Annotated in this window: 14 protein-coding genes; 10 read left to right on the top strand and 4 right to left on the bottom strand. The window is 63.7% G+C overall.

Features of this window, described 5'->3' with window-relative positions; genetic code table 11:
* Positions 1-178: 178 nt before the first annotated feature.
* Together PI93_RS20345 and PI93_RS20340 are read right to left on the bottom strand one after the other, a co-directional pair.
* The gene (locus PI93_RS20345; RefSeq protein WP_039369954.1) at positions 179-970 is read right to left on the bottom strand and encodes an IclR family transcriptional regulator; all 792 of its coding nucleotides are present in this window, start codon (positions 968-970) and stop codon (positions 179-181) included.
* On the bottom strand, positions 970-1,917 hold the full coding sequence (locus tag PI93_RS20340; RefSeq protein ID WP_039369957.1) for a flagellar brake protein: 948 nt from the start codon (positions 1,915-1,917) through the stop codon (positions 970-972). The genes PI93_RS20345 and PI93_RS20340 overlap by 1 nt, the downstream gene beginning before the upstream one ends.
* 398 nt (positions 1,918-2,315) lie before the next feature.
* Here PI93_RS20340 and PI93_RS20335 point away from each other — a divergent pair, with 398 nt between their 5' ends.
* On the top strand, positions 2,316-3,911 hold the full coding sequence (locus PI93_RS20335) for a hypothetical protein (protein ID WP_039369959.1): 1,596 nt from the start codon (positions 2,316-2,318) through the stop codon (positions 3,909-3,911).
* A gap of 250 nt (positions 3,912-4,161) precedes the next feature.
* Here PI93_RS20335 and PI93_RS20330 read toward each other — a convergent pair whose 3' ends face one another.
* Positions 4,162-5,064 carry a LysR family transcriptional regulator gene (locus PI93_RS20330; RefSeq protein ID WP_039369962.1) on the bottom strand — a complete coding sequence of 301 codons (903 nt, stop codon included), beginning with the start codon at positions 5,062-5,064 and terminating at the stop codon, positions 4,162-4,164.
* 94 nt (positions 5,065-5,158) lie between these two features.
* Between PI93_RS20330 and PI93_RS20325 the strand changes: the two genes are divergently transcribed.
* Positions 5,159-6,460: an MFS transporter gene (locus PI93_RS20325; RefSeq protein ID WP_039369964.1), complete on the top strand. Its 1,302-nt coding sequence runs from the start codon at positions 5,159-5,161 to the stop codon at positions 6,458-6,460.
* A gap of 34 nt (positions 6,461-6,494) precedes the next feature.
* Here PI93_RS20325 and PI93_RS20320 read toward each other — a convergent pair whose 3' ends face one another.
* On the bottom strand, positions 6,495-7,697 hold the full coding sequence (locus PI93_RS20320) for an ammonium transporter (protein WP_039369967.1): 1,203 nt from the start codon (positions 7,695-7,697) through the stop codon (positions 6,495-6,497).
* On the opposite strand from PI93_RS20320, the gene PI93_RS20315 reads away from it, so the two are divergent.
* From PI93_RS20315 to PI93_RS20280, 8 genes are all read left to right on the top strand, one after another.
* Positions 7,696-7,902: a hypothetical protein gene (locus PI93_RS20315; RefSeq protein ID WP_144400535.1), complete on the top strand. Its 207-nt coding sequence runs from the start codon at positions 7,696-7,698 to the stop codon at positions 7,900-7,902. The genes PI93_RS20320 and PI93_RS20315 overlap by 2 nt on opposite strands.
* Before the next feature lie 185 nt (positions 7,903-8,087).
* On the top strand, positions 8,088-8,387 hold the full coding sequence (locus PI93_RS20310) for an antibiotic biosynthesis monooxygenase family protein (RefSeq protein ID WP_039369969.1): 300 nt from the start codon (positions 8,088-8,090) through the stop codon (positions 8,385-8,387).
* A gap of 173 nt (positions 8,388-8,560) precedes the next feature.
* A complete protein-coding gene (locus tag PI93_RS20305) occupies positions 8,561-9,292 on the top strand; it encodes a FadR/GntR family transcriptional regulator (RefSeq protein WP_039369972.1) in 732 nt (243 codons plus the stop codon).
* Positions 9,293-9,354: 62 nt separating this feature from the next.
* Entirely contained in the window at positions 9,355-10,767 is a 1,413-nt protein-coding gene (locus PI93_RS20300) for an FAD-binding oxidoreductase (RefSeq protein WP_039369975.1), read from the top strand.
* A gap of 106 nt (positions 10,768-10,873) precedes the next feature.
* Positions 10,874-11,764 carry an amidohydrolase family protein gene (locus PI93_RS20295; protein ID WP_039369979.1) on the top strand — a complete coding sequence of 297 codons (891 nt, stop codon included), beginning with the start codon at positions 10,874-10,876 and terminating at the stop codon, positions 11,762-11,764.
* A 91-nt stretch (positions 11,765-11,855) separates the two neighbouring features.
* Positions 11,856-13,085: an MFS transporter gene (locus PI93_RS20290; RefSeq protein ID WP_039369981.1), complete on the top strand. Its 1,230-nt coding sequence runs from the start codon at positions 11,856-11,858 to the stop codon at positions 13,083-13,085.
* A 75-nt stretch (positions 13,086-13,160) separates the two neighbouring features.
* Positions 13,161-13,910 carry an electron transfer flavoprotein subunit beta/FixA family protein gene (locus PI93_RS20285; protein WP_039375881.1) on the top strand — a complete coding sequence of 250 codons (750 nt, stop codon included), beginning with the start codon at positions 13,161-13,163 and terminating at the stop codon, positions 13,908-13,910.
* 13 nt (positions 13,911-13,923) lie between these two features.
* Complete coding sequence (locus tag PI93_RS20280) at positions 13,924-14,856, top strand: electron transfer flavoprotein subunit alpha/FixB family protein (RefSeq protein WP_159372140.1); 933 nt, start codon at positions 13,924-13,926, stop codon at positions 14,854-14,856.
* Positions 14,857-14,895: the final 39 nt, after the last annotated feature.

The raw sequence follows: 14,895 nt of genomic DNA, 5'->3' as shown, positions 1-14,895 counted from the left end.
ATATCTACGCGACCCGCCGCGCTGGCAGGGACAAGGCATCACGGTTTTCTCCGAGCATCCCCCAAAGCGTATCTGACGCATTACCGAAGTCGTGGCATCTCCAAAGTCGTACCGATGCCGGCCCCTCCCTGGAAGGGCCGGCTTTTTTTGTCTGCGTTTCGTCTGCGGATAATGGCAATCAGCGTGCGTTGCCAGACCAGCCGAGTTGACGGCTGATCTGTGCGGCGGCGTCTTTTACGCGCGGCACGAGTTCCTGCATGCGCTCACGGCTCATGTACTTGGTCGTACTCGAGACACTGATCGCAGCCACGATGCGTTGGCTGGCGTCATACAACGGGGCGGCCACGCAGCGGATCTGCGGCGTATCGTCCTCCAGATCGAAGGCGTAACCGAGGCGCGCGTAGTCGTGCATGCGGGCGAGCCACGCCGTCGTGTCGATGGGGTGCGACGACACTTGCGTCTGGTAGTGATCGAGCTGCGCCTGCCATTCCCCTTCGTCCTGATCGAGCAGCAATGCCTTGCCTACACCGGTCACGCAGATCGGCTTGCGTCCCCCGATGCGCGAGCTGATTTCCACGGCGCGCTGTCCCGGCAGTTTGTCGAGGTACATCACTTCCCAGCCATCGGCGATGGCCAGATGCACGGTGTCCTGCGTGTCGTTCGCGAGCGATTCCAGCGTCGGCCGGGCAACGCGCGGCAAGTCGATCTGGCGATACGCAAGAAACCCCAATTCGATGAGCTTGTTGCCCAGCCGATAGCCGCGACGGGGTTCGAATCGCAGATAGCCCGCATGGACGAGGGCAGAGGCAATGCGGTGCGTGGTCGACGACGTGATGCCGGTGTGTGCAGAGAGCGCGGGCACGGTGTCGATGCCGGCGGCGACGGCCTCCACGATATCGAGACCGCGAAAGAGCGTCTGGCTGGCGAGTGTGCGGGGACGCTCGGCTTCGGGCGATTTCGGCTTTGCCATCAGGCCCCCCCGAGCGCGAGCAGGCGCTCGTAGACGTAGCACTTGAGCGCTACGTAGTGCGAGGGTTCGAGTGCCGGCAATTCGATGCCATGTAGATGACTGCCGTCGTCGCCCTGTTGCACGCCGCGAATCGTGCCGGTCGCTTCGATCGGCATGTCGATATCGCCGACGCGCACGCGAAACGCCAGATGCATGCTGTCGCCCGGGGCGCCGAGTGGCGCGTTGGTCAGCAGCGAAACACCTTCGGCGCTCACGTCCTGCAACAAGGCGAGGTGTCGCGCTTCGCCCAGGGTGACCGAGGCAACGAGCTTCGCGGACACGCGCTGCGAACGGCGCAGCACCTTGCGTCGAATCTGGGCCGGCGCGGACAGCACGACGTAGTCGAACGGCGCGCGCTCCACACGCTCGACCGTGCAGACGAAGTGATAGATGTCTTCGCCGGAGAAAGTCCACAACTCGAGCCGCTCGCTCGTCTGCAAGGTCGGGGGCGCGGCACGGCCGGTCGGTGCCGTGACGAACAGCATCTGATTCGGTGCGTGACCGATGACCCGCGTGCGAACCCGCTGCGACCCGGCACCCGGCGGCAACTGAATCTGTAACCAGTCGCCCGGGCGCAGGTTCAGGTCGGTGAGCGCGTACTGCGGTTGGGTTCCGCTTGCTGCCGATGCGGTGTTGTCCGCGGCGGGCGAGGGCGATGTCTCGGCATCGGACGGTGCGGTGTCGTCCTCGCCGAGGTTCGCAATGCGGTGCGGCGCGAAGGAGGTGAACAACCAGTCGCGCCCGGCCTGCGTGGGAACGATGTCCCCCTCGGCCAGCAACGGCTCGCCATTTCGATCGACGATGGCCCAGGGCAGGGCTTCACCCAGCGGGATCTCGTCGGGCGTGAGCGCGACGAGCGGAAGCGGGGTGGCGGCAGCAGCAGGCGCTTGAGGCGGGATGTTGGACATATGGGCTGGGGGGCGCGCGACGAGGACGCGCTCGCATTCGTCGAAAGGGCTTGAGTCGTTGACCGGCCGGCAGGATTGGCAGTGAAGTCCCGGCTTCGTAGCAATGTCAGCGAAGTGAGGGCTTGCCAGAGCGTGCGAGCAGGACCGCAGACGTCAGGTGTGGCGAAAGTCTACCGCGACGCGTTGGCACTTGGCGAGAGCAGATGCATCCTCTCGCCTGTGCAAGCTACGTAAGTGGGTGCTCGCTGGGGAGGTCGTGAGCGTCACATCCGCTGCCGTCGAGACCGGATGGCCGGGGCTGGCGTGCGTGTCCGCTCGACGCCATGCCATGCAATGCGCGTCGCGCGCCTATAGTCGACGGTTTGCCGGCGCGCCCGGCGATGACCGTAGGGGGAGCGATGTGGTACCAGCAATGTGCAGGCGCAAGTGGTTGGCACGTCGACAGACGCGCGACACTCGACATCGAGTTCGCAGGTATGCGCGAGGCGACGGTGCCGCATCGCGCCGAACGAACCGGATTTGGCGAACGTCTCGCGCACGCGGCCAACACGACGCACAGCGCGAGGCGCCATGGCGTCGATGTGTCGCGTCGCGTCGATCCTGAGATGGCGCGTGCCTTCACCCAGGCGTGGGCCGGATTGTGGGTCAGTACCGGGCCCTGTCAGCACTTCTACCGCAAGGAGTTCGATCTGGCGCACAAGCGAGATGCACGTCTGGAAGACAATCGTGCGCGGGCGGAAGCGATGTTGGCACCCACTCACGCGCAAGGCGGTCCGGACGAGATCGTCCCCGACGTTTCAGACGGTGTCGCGCTCGAGCAGGTGCACCGCGAGATTGCGCAGTGGCTTGAAACGGTGGCGGCCACTGGTCACCGGGGGTGGCATTTCCGTGGGGCGCGCGATGCACTGTCGCTCGTGGGCAATCTGTCGATGCTCGCGATCATTGCCGCCTGCTTTCATCGACAGGGGGCGACTGCGGGGGATGACGCATCAGACACGGTTCGCGGCGCGGCGGTAGCGAATACACCGTTCGGCGTGCCCTGGGCCGACTGGACACTGCTGGCGTTCGAAGGCGCGAAGGGGGTGATCACGCAGTCGCTGGGTTCGCCGACACTGATTCGCCATCATGCGGTCGACGAAGTGCTCAAGCGCATGGACGCAGGATGCCGCTTGCTGGAGGCCTGCGTTGCGATGCCACCGCCGGCAGCGGCTGCTTCATGGCGCAACACCCTGGGCAGACTGACTCGCGCCCGCGATGTCGCCACGCTCTTCACCTTCGCCAACACGGCGATACCGCCTGCCCGGCTGGGGCTCTGGATGCCGTCGTGGTTCGCGAACCCGCCGGCCGAGATCAACGGCTATCGGGGCATCTTGCGTGTGGCGGGCCTCATGCTCGACTCTTGTCGCGCCGTGACAAGTCTGCTGGGCACCTGGGCGCGTAACGCGGCGTTCACACATGACGCGCAACGTTTGACTCACCGCTGGCAATCACTCTGTGCACGGCTCGCCGACGTTCAGGGCAACGATCAGCCCGCTGTGCTTCGCCGTGTGGCGTGCGTGACGCAGCTCGCCACGCATTGCGACACATCGCTTCTGACGACAATCGCCGCGAACGACGCGTTGCGCGAGCACTTACTCGCGTCGGGCGATGCGTTGACGGCAAGTGAGATTGCGCGGGCATGCCGGCAGTTTGACGTCGAATGTCACACATCATGTGTCGATGGTGCGACCTATCTGAGCCTGAACCCGGCGGAGAGTCCATGGGGACAGCGCTGGAAAGACGACGCGTGGCAGTGGGGCGGCGCAACCCCGGCACGCGCGTCGTATCGGTTATTGCTGGGGTATCAGCACTGGAGTTCGGGGTTGCTGGAGCGAGCGGTGTCGTCGTCCTGTATGGGCGCAACGCCCGCAGAATCCTCATTCGACGATCCGGCAGGCATCAAACGTACCCGAACCGGGGTTGCCCACGTCGATATCGAGTCGACGCGCGTCTGACGAAGCAGGGGGGGCGGACGTCAGCCGTTCATCAGACGATGGAGTGCGGAGATGGCCTGTTGCAGGCCGTTTTCCGATGCCATCGTCGCACCCTGGTCTTTGGCGCGGGCCTGTGTCTGCGCCTTCTCGGCAAACGCGACATCCGATGGGAGAGAGGACGCGCGCAGTGCGCGTCCATTCAATGCGCGGCACAGCATCGCAAGCGGTCGCGTGTCACCTTTCGTTCCTTAGGTCGCGACGGCAATTTTTATCAATGATTGTCCTTGCCCAGGGCTTCCATTAGCGCATCGCGCATGAAGACAATGGGCTGTTCGAGACGTCTGGGCAGCGCACTGTGAACGAGCCAGACATGCAGTCCCTTTCGGAAATCAGGGACATCCAGCACTTGCAATTGGTCAGCGTGCGCGCTGTGCGCCAGCACCTCCGGCGCGGCGAGGCCAACGCCGAGGCCTCGCGCCACCAGCGACATTTGCAGTTCGGCACCGAACGCCTCGACGGCGATATTGAGGGGCAAGCCTGACGCCGACATCGCGCGACTGAGCGTCGAGCGCATTCCGCAACCATCCTGATTGAGCACCCACGGATGCTTCGCCAGTTGGGCAAGCGTCACGGGGGTTTCCGGCAAACCGAACGAGCGAGGCGCGATGACTGCCGTGGGGCGATAGGCCAGCCGTATCGCCGTCATGCCGTGGGGCAGCGGCATGTCCTCTGGCATCAGCACAACGACGGCGTCCACCTTGGCGTGGTCCAGACGCTGTAACAGCTCCGGCGACCACCCTGCGGTCACACGTAGTGAGAGCTTCGGGAACGCGCTGCGCAAACCGTCGATCGGGTGCTCCAGCGCGAGTTCGGAAAGAAACGGCGGTACACCGATTCTCAACTCGCCCGTCGGTTCGCTATCGGGCGACGCTACCGCCATCAGGTCGTCGACCGCGCGCAGCACGGCGCGTGCGAGTCCATACACTTCGTTGCCGGCCGCCGTCGGTTTGAGCGGCTTGCTCTGCCGATCAAGTAACGCGATGCCGAGCAACTTTTCCAGATTTTGCACGCGACGCGTCAATCCCGGTTGCGTAAGAAACAGTTTCTCCGAGGCCTGCACCATCGATTCACTCTCGACCACCGCTACAAAGGCCAGCAAGTCATGTGTGTTCAAAATAAATTCGCATAATGAATATGAACATAATTCAATTGTGGCATAACGTCGGCGTTCCTACAATCAGCCGAACCGTGACCCACATGAAGAGAAAATGACGCAGCCGCCCCCCCTCTGTTCGCGCGATCTTTGCGCCGCACCGGTGTCCTCGACATCGCTGCCAACGCCTTCACCCGTTGCAACTGGCGAGGGGCTGAGCCTGCCGATGACGATCTTTTTCGCCGCTGCCGTGGGCATCATCGTCGTGAATCTTTCCGCGGCGCAGCCGTTGACCGGGCCCGTCAGCCGGGCGCAGGGATTGCCTGGCGAATTCGCTGGGCTGATCGCGATGCTGCCGCAACTGGGCTATGCCGCGGGGCTGTTATTGCTCGTGCCGCTGTGCGATCTGCTGGAGAATCGCCGCCTCATTTTCCGAACACTCGCGTGCAGTGCCGTGTTCCTCGCGCTGTCGTCGCTCGCGCATTCGGGCTGGCTGTTTCTGGTGTCGGTGTTCCTTGCGGGGGCGACCTCCAGCGTGATTCAGATGCTGGTGCCGATGGCGGCATCGATGGCGCCCGAGAGTCGTCGCGGACGCGCGGTCGGCAACGTCATGAGCGGGTTGATGGTCGGCATTCTGCTGTCGCGTCCGTTCGCGAGTGTGATTGCGGGCACGTTGGGCTGGCGTGCCTTCTATGGTGTCGAAGCGCTGGCCGACGCGGTACTCGCCGTAGTGCTGTATCTGCGCTTACCTGTTCGCACACCGCAGTCGGGGGCACGCTACCCGGCGTTGCTGGGTTCGCTCTGGACGCTCCTGCGTACTGAACCGGTGCTGCAATTGCGCGCAGCGCAGGCGGCGCTGTCGCTCGGTGCGTTCAGCGCCTTCTGGACCGCCATCGCGCTGCTGCTGGTGCAGCCTCCGTTTTCGCTCGGCATGCAGGGCGTAGCCCTGTTCGCGCTGGCGGGCGCATCCGGCGCCATCGTGACGCCGTTGGCCGGGTATCTGGGGGACCGGGGGCTGGGCCGCATCACGCAGCTCGCTGCTCATCTTCTGATGATCGGTGCGGTGCTTCTGCTGGGCGTGGCGGGCGCGGGTTGGGCCGGGTTCTCGCTGACGGCGCACCCCGGACTGGCGCTCGTGCTATTGATCGTGGGCGCAGCGTCGCTCGACGCTGGCGTGATCACCGATCAGACACTTGGACGACGCGCGATCAATTTGCTCAATCCGTCGGCGCGCGGTCGGCTCAACGCGCTCTTCGTCGGCATCTTCTTCGTGGGCGGGGCGATTGGCGCGGCGCTCTCTGGGGCCGCGTGGGCGGCGGCAGGGTGGGGTGGGGTTTGCGTGCTTGCCCTGGCATTCACCGTCGTGCTGTTTTTCCTGGGCTGTCTCGGCCGCAATGAGCGGGCTGCTCGGGATTGACGCGGCAGTCTGTACGCCAACCCCGGAGCGGTCCTTACCAATTCGTCTCGCGTTCCGGCGTTGCGGTGATCTTGTGGATCGAGAGGTCGGCGCCGTAGTACTCCTGTTCGTCGTCGAGCCGCAGACCGACGACGCGTTTGATCACGCCATAGACGAGGTAGCCGCCAGCGAACGCGATGGCAACTCCCATCACCGTTCCGATGACTTGCGCCACGAAGCTCACGCCACCGAGTCCGCCGAGCGCTGTCTGTCCGAAGATGCCTGCCGCCAGGCCTCCCCAGATGCCACATACGCCGTGCAACGGCCAGACGCCGAGCACGTCGTCGATGCGCAGGCGGTTTTGCGTCACGGTGAAGAGCCACACGAACAGGCCGCCTGCGACAGCGCCGACCACGAGCGCGCCAAGCGGATGCATGACGTCCGAACCGGCGCACACGGCGACCAGCCCCGCGAGCGGGCCGTTGTGGATGAAGCCGGGGTCATCCTTGCCGATCCACATCGCAACGAGCGTGCCGCCGACCATCGCCATGAGCGAGTTGACGGCCACCAGCCCCGAGATGCCGCCCACCCGCTGCGCACTCATCACGTTGAAGCCAAACCAGCCGACGATCAGAATCCACGCACCGAGCGCGAGGAAGGGGATCGACGACGGCGGGTGTGCAGCGACCTGGCCTTGCCCGTTGTAGCGTCCGCGACGTGCGCCCAGATGCAACACTGCCGCGAGTCCGATCCATCCGCCGACCGCATGCACGACAACCGAGCCCGCGAAATCATGAAAGGGCGCGCCCAATACCCGGGTGAGCCAGTCCTGAATGCCGAGATGACCGTTCCACGCAATGCCCTCGAAGCACGGATAAATCACGCCAACGAGAAAGAACGTTGCGACCGACTGCGGATGAAACTTCGCCCGCTCGGCAATGCCGCCCGAGACGATGGCGGGAATCGCTGCCGCGAACGTCAGCAGGAAGAAGAAGCGGATCAGCGCGTAGCCATTGTGTTCGGACAGGACTGTCGCGCTCGACCAGAAGTCGACGCCGTAAGCGAGCGGATAGCCGATGAAGAAATAGGCAAGTCCCGAGACGGCAAAGTCGGTCAGGATCTTGACCAACGCATTGACCTGATTCTTCTTGCGAACGGTCCCGAGTTCAAGAAAGGCAAAGCCGGCGTGCATGGCAAGCACCAGGATCGCGCCGAGCAGAAGGAACAGCACGTCGCCGGGTGTATTGGAATTGGGCATGAATGTGCTCTTTTGGTGCAAACGTGAAGAAGAAAGAAGATATGCAAGAGCAATGCCAGATTTTTTCAGGTGTCTGATTTTTCTCGATGTTTTGTCTGATGAGGCGCAAAGTGCGGCGCGGTATTGCACGCTCGTGGTGCCGCGCGGTCAATCGATGAGCGAAGTCCGTGCATCGGGACGAGGAAGGCATGTCGAAAAACGCTGAAAGCCTGCGATGGTGCGACACGCGATGCGTCACGCGAATGCGCGGTATAGAATCGGACGTTCTCGCGGCACCCGGCCTACCGCTTGGTGCTGACGATTGCGCGATTTCGCCCCGCCTGCGGCGATCGCGCGACGACAACAAGATCGACACAAGCACCATCACGCACAAACCACTGAGGAAATCCGATGATCTTTGAAATTGCCCAGATCGAAGTGAAGTCCGGCACCGAAGCCGCATTCGAACAAGGGGTGGCGAAGGCTGCGCCGCTGTTCAAGGGCTCGAAAGGCTGCCACGGCATGCGTTTGCTCAAGTCCATCGAGCAACCCACCCATTACAGCCTGGTCGTGACGTGGGAAACGCTTGAAGACCACACGGTCCACTTCCGTAACTCGGAAGCCTTCTCGCAATGGCGTGCGCTGGTCAGCGATTGTTTCGCGGCACCGCCGAACGTGAGCCACGTCACGGAAGCGCTGATCGGCTTCTAAGCGCGATGCGCGCAGCGTAAAGGCGTTCGCGCCACCCCGCGGGCGGCGGCGGAGCCAGTCTCCCCGCCGCCTTTGTCATTGATAGCGTGGCAGACTAAGGGTTAACTCGGTAATTGGCGTCAAAAGTTTTCATATAACATGCAAACCAGAAAAGCATGAGATGACGCGAGAGGATGACAACCAAGCCCAAGACCCTGACCGAGCAGGTCGCGCAACAGTTGCAGGACGCGATCCGGCAGGGTACCTATCCCGTCGGCACCAGGTTGCCGACCGGCAAGCAGCTTTCCGAAACGTACGGCGTGAGTCAGGCTGTGATCCGCGAGGTCACGGAGCGTTTGCGCGCTCAGGGACTGATCGACAGCCGGCAAGGCGCGGGCGTCACGGTGAAGGCGCGCACGCCGTCGAGCGGCTTTCAGGTGCCGGTCGGACAGGACGCCGCCGATCTCGCCAGCGTCTACGAACTACGTCTCGATCTTGAGAGCACCGCAGCGGCACTTGCCGCTGTTCGTCACACCGACGAAGACATTCGTCATCTCGAAGACATTCTCGGCAAGCTTGAGACGAATCTGTATCACGCGGAAAACGGCGTGGAATTCGACACCGCGTTCCATGCCGCTATCGCTCGCGCTACACATAATCGCTACTACGCCGACCTTCTGCAGTATCTGAATCTGCAAATCCGTCAGGTCGTGCAGGCGGCGCGCACGAATACGTTGCGCCATGAAGGGCTCGCCGCGCAGGTGCATCAGGAGCACGTCGCCGTGTTCAATGCCATCAAGGCGCGCGATCCTTTGCTGGCGCGTGCCGCGTCGCTCTCGCATCTGTTGCGGGCGTCGGCGCGTCTCGGGCTAACGCTGCCCGGGCGCGACATCATCACCGGCGCCATCGCGCCGACCCGTGCCTGACTCGTCGTCAAATGCGATCTCCTGCACCGCAATTCGCACCGTAACCCCCGACGCGTGACCCTATGACTATCTCCGCCTTTACTCAACGTCTCATCGACGCCGTCGGTGCCGACAGCGTCTTCACGTCTGCCGACGATCTGGCGCCGTGGCTGGCCGACTGGCGCGGCATGTATCGCGGCAACGCGCAGGCCGTCGTGCGTCCACGCACGACGCAAGATGTCGCCAAAATTCTCGCGCTGTGCCAGAGCACGGCGACGCCCGTGGTGCCGCGTGGCGGCAACACGGGCTTGTGCGGCGGCGCGACGCCCGACGCCTCGGCGCAAAACGTGGTGCTTAGCCTCGATCGCATGAATGCCGTGCGCAGTCTGGACACCATCGCCAACACGCTGGTCGCCGAAGCGGGCTGCATTCTCGAAGACTTGCAACGCGCGGCACGCGACGCGAATCGTTTGTTGCCGCTCAGTCTCGCGGCCGAGGGCTCGTGTCAATTGGGCGGCAATCTGGCGACGAATGCTGGCGGCGTGAACGTCGTTCGCTATGGCATGACACGTGAGCTGGTGCTCGGTGTGGAAGCCGTGCTGCCGAACGGCGAAATCCTGCATGGCCTGCGCACGCTGCGCAAGGACAACACGGGCTACGACCTCAAGCAGTTGCTGATCGGCTCGGAAGGCACGCTGGGGGTGATTACCGCGGCAGCGCTGCGTCTTTATGCACCGACGCCCGTGCGTCAGGTGGTGATCGCTGCGGTGACGTCGCCGCGTCAGGCGCTGGAATTGTATGAATTGCTGTTTGCCGAGTGCGGCCCGCGCATGCAGGCGTTCGAGTTCTTCACGGGCGAGTGCGTCGATCTGGTCATGGCGCATGTGCCGGGCGTGCGTGCGCCGTTTGGCGAGCGCCACCCCGGTTATGTACTGATCGAACTGGCCGACACGGCTGACGAAGCGGCGTTGGCGGCGTTGCTCGAGCGTGTGATCGAGACGGCCATCGAGCGCGATCTTTGCGCGGATGCCGTGGTGTCGTCCACGCTGGCGCAACTCGAGGAGATGTGGAAGCTGCGCGAGGAAATCTCCGAGGCACAACGCGCCGACGGTCTGCACCTCAAGCACGACGTTTCGTTGCCCATCGAGGCCATCCCGGAATTCATGACGAGTGCAGAGGCGCGCGTGCGACGCGTTTGCCCACAGGTGCGCCCGTTCATCTTCGGCCACTTCGGCGACGGCAATCTGCATTACAACCTGTCGCGCCCGGTGGGCGAGGCGGCGAATTTCATGGCCACGCAGGGCGAGGCGATCACTGCCGAAGTGCTCGATGAAGTGGCGCGCTTCGGCGGAAGCATCAGCGCCGAGCATGGGATCGGGCAACTCAAGCGCGATTATTTCGCCAAGTACAAATCGCCGCTGGAGCTGCGGTTGATGCGCGAGATCAAGGCCGTGTTCGATCCGGCCGGAATCATGAATCCGGGCAAGCTGCTGTAAGGGCCTGCTTTCTTGCGGGCACCGGCGGTGACGGTGCCCGATCGGTTTTACCCCGGCGTGAGCCCGACGTTGCGACTGTCGCCCTCGCGCCTCCTGAGGAGTCGACATGACCGTAACCCCCGCCGCCGGCGCGCCGCTGTGCCTTGGTCCGCTGCCGGAGATCGATCCACCGACATTCGACGTGCCGTTCGGTGCCGTCGACACGCATGCCCACGTAGTCGCCGCGAGCGACGCGTATCCGATGGTGCCCGAGCGCAGCTACACACCGCCACCCGCGCCGGAAGACAAATACCTTGCGATGCTCGACGCCACCGGCATGACCTACGGTGTGCTCGTACAGATCAGTGTCTACGGCACCGACAACCGCTACATGCTCGAAACGCTGCGCCGTCACCCGGACCGTTTGCGCGGCATCGCGGTTGTCTCCCCCGACATCACCGATGCCGAACTCGAAGCGATGCATGCCGCAGGGGTTCGAGGTTTGCGCATCAACGTGTTGTTCGGTGGCGGTATCGGCTTCACGGCGATGGAAACGCTGGCGCACCGGATCAAGGATCTCGGCTGGCATATGCAGTTTCTGATGGACGTGAATGCATTGCCCGAACTCATGCCACGCATGACGAAGCTGCCGGTGCCGGGCATTGTCGATCACATGGGACATACGCCCGTGGCGCAGGGGCTTGAAGCGCCCGGGTTCTCCGCGCTGCGCTCCCTGGTTCGCGATCACGGGTACTGGGTCAAGCTCTCGGGGGCTTATCGCATCAGCGAACGATTCCCGTCGTTCGACGACGTCACGCCGTTCGCCCAAGCCCTGATCGAAGACGCGCCCGAGCGTATGGTCTGGGGCAGCGACTGGCCGCACGTGTCGCTCACACGCATGCCGAACACGGGCGCGTTGCGCAATCTGCTGCCGCAATGGGCGCCGGATGCCGACACGCGCCGCCGCATTCTGGTGGACAACCCGGCGCGTCTGTACGGGTTCCCCGCCACGGTTTGACGATGCACAGACGTTCTCGTCACTGAATTTCATCCTATCCGGGCGCAACTCGCGCTCTTGCAGTTCAGCGGGTACAAGAGGAGGAGACAAGATGGATTGGTATCGCCAGATGAACAAGACCGAGCGGCGCACCTTTATCGCGGCGTTTGGCGGCTGGGCGCTCGATGCGCTCGACTTCATGGTATTCACCTTCGTGATCTCGACACTGATCACGGTGTTCAGCATCGACAAGGGGCAGGCCGGCATGCTGGCCACCATCACGCTATTGTTCTCGGCCATCGGCGGCTGGGTGGCGGGCGTACTCGCGGATCGCTTCGGGCGCGTGCGCATTCTGCAAGCGACGATCCTGTGGTTCTCCATTTGCACGATCCTGATCGGCTTTGCGCAGAACTTCGAACAGATCTTCGTGCTGCGCGCGTTGCAGGGGCTGGGCTTCGGCGGCGAATGGGCGGTCGGATCGGTGCTCATGGGCGAGATCGTGCGCACCGAGTATCGCGGACGTGCCGTCGGCACGGTGCAAAGCGGCTGGGCCATCGGCTGGGCGGTGGCGGCGCTGTGCTACACGGCGTCGTTCTCGCTGTTGCCGGAGGACTACGCCTGGCGCGCGTTGTTCTGGATCGGGGTGATCCCGGCAGTGTTCGTGCTCTATATCCGTAAGCATGTGCCGGAACCGGAATTGTTCGAACGCACGCGCAAGCAGGAGGAGCGCGCAGCCAAGCGCACGTCGGCCTGGGCGATCTTCTCGCCGTCGCTCATCAAGACGACGGCGCTCTCGGCGCTGCTGTGCACCGGTGTGCAGGGCGGGTACTATGCCGTGACGACATGGCTGCCGACGTTCCTGAAGACGGAGCGTCATCTCTCGGTCATCGGCACCGGCGGATATTTGCTCGTGATCATTCTGGGATCGTTCATCGGCTATTTGACGGGGGCGTATCTGACCGACCGTCTGGGCCGCCGAGCGAACCTGCTGATCTTTGCCGTGCTGTCGGGCGCGAGCATCTATGCATACACGCAGTTCCAACTGAGCAATGACCAGATGCTGATCCTCGGCTTCCCGCTGGGGTTCGCGGCATCCGGCATTTTCAGTGGCATGGGCGCTTATCTCACCGAGTTGTTTCCGTCGGCGGTACGTGCCAACGGACAAGGCTTCGCGTATAACTTCGGGCGCGGCATCGGCGCACTGTTTCCGAGTCTGGTCGGTTATCTGGCCAAGACCAGCGGTCTGGGAACCGCCATCGGCATGTTTGCCGGCGGTGCCTATCTTGTCGTGCTGGTCACTGCATTTTTGTTGCCCGAGACGAAAGGGCGCGAGATCGAGTAAGTTCGTATCTTCCCGCGGGGCGAGCGCCGTCGAGACGGCCCGCCTCCCGGTTTTTCTGATTCAAGGGAGTTGCGCATGAAGATCCTGGTACCGGTCAAACGGGTAGTGGATTACAACGTAAAGGTTCGCGTGAAGAGCGACGGCAGCGGCGTCGACATTGCGAACGTGAAGATGTCGATGAATCCGTTCGACGAAATCGCGGTGGAAGAGGCAGTGCGCCTGAAGGAAGCGGGCGTAGCCACGGAAGTGATCGCGGTGTCGGCGGGCGTGGCGCAGTCGCAGGAGACGCTGCGCACGGCGCTGGCCATCGGCGCGGATCGCGCGATCCTGATCGAGTCGGACGAGGAATTGCAGCCGCTGGCGGTGGCCAAGCTGCTCAAGGCGATCGTGGACAAGGAGCAACCGCAACTGGTGATCCTTGGCAAGCAAGCGATCGACGACGACTCCAATCAAACCGGTCAGATGCTCGCGGCGCTTGCCAGGCTGCCGCAGGCGACGTTCGCCTCGAAGGTGACGGTGGCGGATAACCGGGCACAGGTCACGCGCGAGGTGGACGGCGGTCTGGAGACGGTGTCGCTGTCGTTGCCGGCAGTGATCACGACGGACTTGCGCCTGAACGAGCCGCGTTATGTGACGCTGCCCAACATCATGAAGGCGAAGAAGAAGCCGCTGGAGACGGTCAAGCCTGCGGATCTGGGCGTGGATGTGAGCCCGCGTCTGAAGACGCTGAAGGTGGCCGAGCCGCCCAAGCGCAGCGCAGGGGTGAAGGTGGCGGACGTGGCAGCGCTCGTCGATAAGCTGAAGACCGAAGCGAAGGTCATCTAAGGGAGACGACGAGATGAGCATTCTGGTAATTGCCGAACACGACAACCAATCGATCAAGGCGGCGACGCTCAACACGGTGACGGCAGCGCTGCAATGCGGCGACGACGTGCACGTGCTGGTGGCCGGCTCGAACGCGAAGGCGGCGGCTGACGCGGCTGCGCAGATCGCGGGCGTGAAGAAGGTGCTGCTGGCGGATGCGCCGTACTTCGCCGACGGTCTGGCCGAGAACATCGCCGACGAGGTGGTGTCGATCGCGGGCAACTATTCGCACATTCTGGCCACGGCCACCGCCTACGGCAAGAACATCGCGCCGCGCGTGGCAGCGCTGCTGGACGTCGCACAGATTTCGGATATCACGAAGGTCGACAGCGCCGACACGTTCGAGCGTCCGATCTATGCGGGCAACGCGATTGCGACGGTGCAAAGCGCGGACAAGGTGAAAGTGATCACGGTGCGCTCGACGGGTTTCGACCCGGCGGCGGCGACGGGCGGCAGCGCGGCGGTGGAAGCCGTGGCGGCAACGCCGGACGCGGGCGTGTCGCAGTTCGTGGGGCGTGAGGTGACGAAGCTGGACCGTCCGGAGCTCACGAGCGCGAAGATCATCGTCTCGGGTGGCCGGGGGCTGGGCAGCGGGGAGAACTACACCAAGGTGCTGGAGCCGCTGGCGGACAAGCTGGGCGCTGCGCTGGGTGCGTCGCGTGCGGCGGTGGACGCGGGGTATGTGCCGAACGACTATCAGGTGGGTCAGACGGGCAAGATCGTGGCGCCGCAGTTGTATATCGCGGTGGGGATTTCCGGCGCGATCCAGCACTTGGCGGGGATGAAGGATTCGAAGGTGATCGTGGCGATCAACAAGGATCCGGAAGCGCCGATTTTCTCGGTGGCGGACTACGGCCTGGTGGGCGATCTGTTCACGGTGGTGCCGGAACTGACGGGCGCGCTGTAAGCGTGTCGTGAGGTGACGTTGCGGGAGCGCATGCGAGTG

Origin of the sequence: Pandoraea fibrosis (assembly GCF_000807775.2) — a bacterium.
GTDB classification, from domain to species: Bacteria; Pseudomonadota; Gammaproteobacteria; order Burkholderiales; family Burkholderiaceae; genus Pandoraea; species Pandoraea fibrosis.
Note: the sequence above shows the minus strand (reverse complement) of the source record. Positions and strands in the feature narration are given on the sequence as shown.